This is a genomic window from Micromonospora sp. NPDC020750, assembly GCF_044334565.1.
Lineage (GTDB): Bacteria > Actinomycetota > Actinomycetes > Mycobacteriales > Micromonosporaceae > Micromonospora.
The window spans coordinates 1-3,429 of the sequence record NZ_JBIRTH010000024.1 but is presented as its reverse complement, the minus strand read 5'-3'; the positions used below and the strand labels follow the sequence as shown (position 1 = coordinate 3,429).

The window sequence follows — 3,429 nt, the reverse complement described above, 5'->3', positions numbered from 1 at the left end:
TGCCAGGCATGGCCTGGTGTGGCATACCGCCGGCGGTTGTCGGGTCTGGTGTTGCGCTGTTGGGGTTGTGGGTTGGTCGTTTGTTGAGAATTGCACAGTGGACGCGAGCATCTTTGTGGTCAAGTTGTCAAGGGCGAACGGTGGATGCCTTGGCACCAGGAGCCGATGAAGGACGTGGGAGGCCGCGATAGGCCTGGGGGAGCTGTCAACCAAGCTGTGATCCCAGGGTGTCCGAATGGGGAAACCTGGCATCAGTCATGTGATGTCACCTGCACCTGAATACATAGGGTGTGTGGAGGGAACGCGGGGAAGTGAAACATCTCAGTACCCGTAGGAAGAGAAAACAAGAGTGATTCCGTGAGTAGTGGCGAGCGAAAGCGGATCTAGGCTAAACCGGCTGCGTGTGATACCTGTCAGGGGTTGCGTGGTTGGGGTTGTGGGACCTTGCTGAATGAGCTGACACTTGTTCGAGAAGTTATAAAACCAGTTGCTAGCCGAACAGTCTGGAATGGCTGACCGTAGGCGGTGAGAGTCCGGTAGGTGAAAGTGGCTGGTCTTCTGTGGGTGTTCCCGAGTAGCGGCGGACCCCTGTAATCTGCCGTGAATCTGCCAGGACCACCTGGTAAGCCTAAATACTTCCTGGTGACCGATAGCGGACAAGTACCGTGAGGGAATGGTGAAAAGTACCCCGGGAGGGGAGTGAAATAGTACCTGAAACCGTTCGCCTACAATCCGTCGGAGCCTTGCGGGGTGACGGCGTGCCTTTTGAAGAATGAGCCTGCGAGTTAGTGGCATGTGGCGAGGTTAACCCGTGTGGGGGAGCCGTAGCGAAAGCGAGTCTGAATAGGGCGATTCAGTCGCGTGTCCTAGACCCGAAGCGGAGTGATCTAGCCATGGGCAGGCTGAAGCGCGGGTAAGACCGCGTGGAGGGCCGAACCCACCAACGTTGAAAAGTTGGGGGATGACCTGTGGTTAGGGGTGAAAGGCCAATCAAACTCCGTGATAGCTGGTTCTCCCCGAAATGCATTTAGGTGCAGCGTCGCGTGTTTCTTGCCGGAGGTAGAGCACTGGATGGTCTAGGGGGCCCACAAGCTTACCGAAATCAGCCAAACTCCGAATGCCGGTAAGTGAGAGCGCGGCAGTGAGACTGCGGGGGATAAGCTTCGTAGTCGAGAGGGAAACAGCCCAGATCACCAGCTAAGGCCCCTAAGCGTGTGCTAAGTGGAAAAGGATGTGGGGTCGCATAGACAACCAGGAGGTTGGCTTAGAAGCAGCCACCCTTTAAAGAGTGCGTAATAGCTCACTGGTCAAGTGGTTCCGCGCCGACAATGTAGCGGGGCTCAAGCACACCGCCGAAGCTGTGGCATTCACATTTTATCCTCGCGTGCCCTTGATGGTGCGTGCAGGTGTGTGGATGGGTAGGGGAGCGTCGTGCCGGGGGTGAAGCAGCGGGGTGACCCAGTTGTGGACGCGGCACGAGTGAGAATGCAGGCATGAGTAGCGAAAGAAGGGTGAGAAACCCTTCCGCCGGATGACCAAGGGTTCCAGGGCCAGGCTAATCCGCCCTGGGTGAGTCGGGACCTAAGGCGAGGCCGAGAGGCGTAGTCGATGGACAACGGGTTGATATTCCCGTACCCGCGAAAGAGCGCCCATGATGAACCTTGTTGTGCTAACCGCGTGATCTTGGGGCGGTCTTCGGACTTAACCGGGTGAGTGTGGGAACCTGGCGGGTAGTAGTCAAGCGATGGGGTGACGCAGGAAGGTAGCTGAGCCCGGCCGGTGGTTGTGCCGGGGTAAGCGTGTAGGCCGTACCGTAGGCAAATCCGCGGTGCATATGGGCTGAGACGTGATGCCGAGCCGATTCAGGTGAAGTCAGTGATCCTATGCTGCCGAGAAAAGCCTCTAGCGAGTTCTTAGCGGCCCGTACCCCAAACCGACACAGGTGGTCAGGTAGAGAATACCGAGGCGATCGGGCGAACTGTGGTTAAGGAACTCGGCAAATTGCCCCCGTAACTTAGGGAGAAGGGGGGCCGGAGACGTGAAGCCCCTTGCGGGTGGAGCGTTGTATGGCCGCAGAGAGCAGGGGGAAGCGACTGTTTACTAAAAACACAGGTCCATGCGAAGAAGTAATTCGATGTATATGGACTGACGCCTGCCCGGTGCTGGAACGTTAAGGGGACCTGTTAGCTCTTCGGGGCGAGGCGGAGAACTTAAGCGCCAGTAAACGGCGGTGGTAACTATAACCATCCTAAGGTAGCGAAATTCCTTGTCGGGTAAGTTCCGACCTGCACGAATGGCGTAACGACTTCCCCACTGTCTCAACCACAGGCCCGGCGAAATTGCATTACGAGTAAAGATGCTCGTTACGCGCGGCAGGACGGAAAGACCCCGGGACCTTTACTATAGCTTGACATTGGTATCCGAATTAGCTTGTGTAGGATAGGTGGGAGCCGGTGAAGTCCATACGCCAGTATGGGTGGAGGCAATCTTGAAATACCACTCTGGTTGATTTGGGTTTCTAACTTCGGGCCGTTATCCGGTTCAGGGACAGTGTCTGGTGGGTAGTTTAACTGGGGCGGTTGCCTCCTAAAAGGTAACGGAGGCGCCCAAAGGTTCCCTCAGCCTGGTTGGCAATCAGGTGTTGAGTGCAAGTACACAAGGGAGCTTGACTGTGAGACTGACAGGTCGAGCAGGGACGAAAGTCGGGACTAGTGATCCGGCACTTGCGAGTGGAAGCGGTGTCGCTCAACGGATAAAAGGTACCCCGGGGATAACAGGCTGATCTTCCCCAAGAGTCCATATCGACGGGATGGTTTGGCACCTCGATGTCGGCTCGTCGCATCCTGGGGCTGTAGCAGGTCCCAAGGGTTGGGCTGTTCGCCCATTAAAGCGGTACGCGAGCTGGGTTTAGAACGTCGTGAGACAGTTCGGTCCCTATCCGCCGTGCGCGTAGGATACTTGAGAAGGGCTGTCCCTAGTACGAGAGGACCGGGACGGACGAACCTCTGGTGTGCCAGTTGTCCTGCCAAGGGCACGGCTGGTTAGCTACGTTCGGAAGGGATAACCGCTGAAAGCATCTAAGCGGGAAGCCTGCTTCAAGATGAGGTATCCCACCCACTTTGGTGGGGTAAGGCCCCCAGCTAGACTACTGGGTTGATAGGCCGGAAATGTAAGCTCGGTAACGGGTTGAGTTGACCGGTACTAATAGGCCGAGGACTTGACTACTAAGCTGCTACGCGTCCACTGTGCAACTCTCGACAAATGAACAACAGACCAGTTGTTTTGGTGTTGTTTGATATGTCGATAGAGTTACGGCGGTCATGGCGGAGGGGAAACGCCCGGTTACATTCCGAACCCGGAAGCTAAGCCCTCCAGCGCCGATGGTACTGCACTCGGGAGGGTGTGGGAGAGTAGGACGCCGCCGGACAT

2 rRNA genes are annotated in these 3,429 nt (G+C 56.7%); both read left to right on the top strand.

Going from position 1 to position 3,429, the window contains the following annotated elements:
- Positions 1 to 117 precede the first annotated feature (117 nt).
- Positions 118 to 3,225 (top strand): 23S ribosomal RNA (locus ACH4T9_RS31870).
- A gap of 85 nt (positions 3,226 to 3,310) precedes the next feature.
- Positions 3,311 to 3,427 (top strand): 5S ribosomal RNA (gene rrf / locus ACH4T9_RS31865).
- The last annotated feature ends 2 nt before the right edge of the window (positions 3,428 to 3,429 follow it).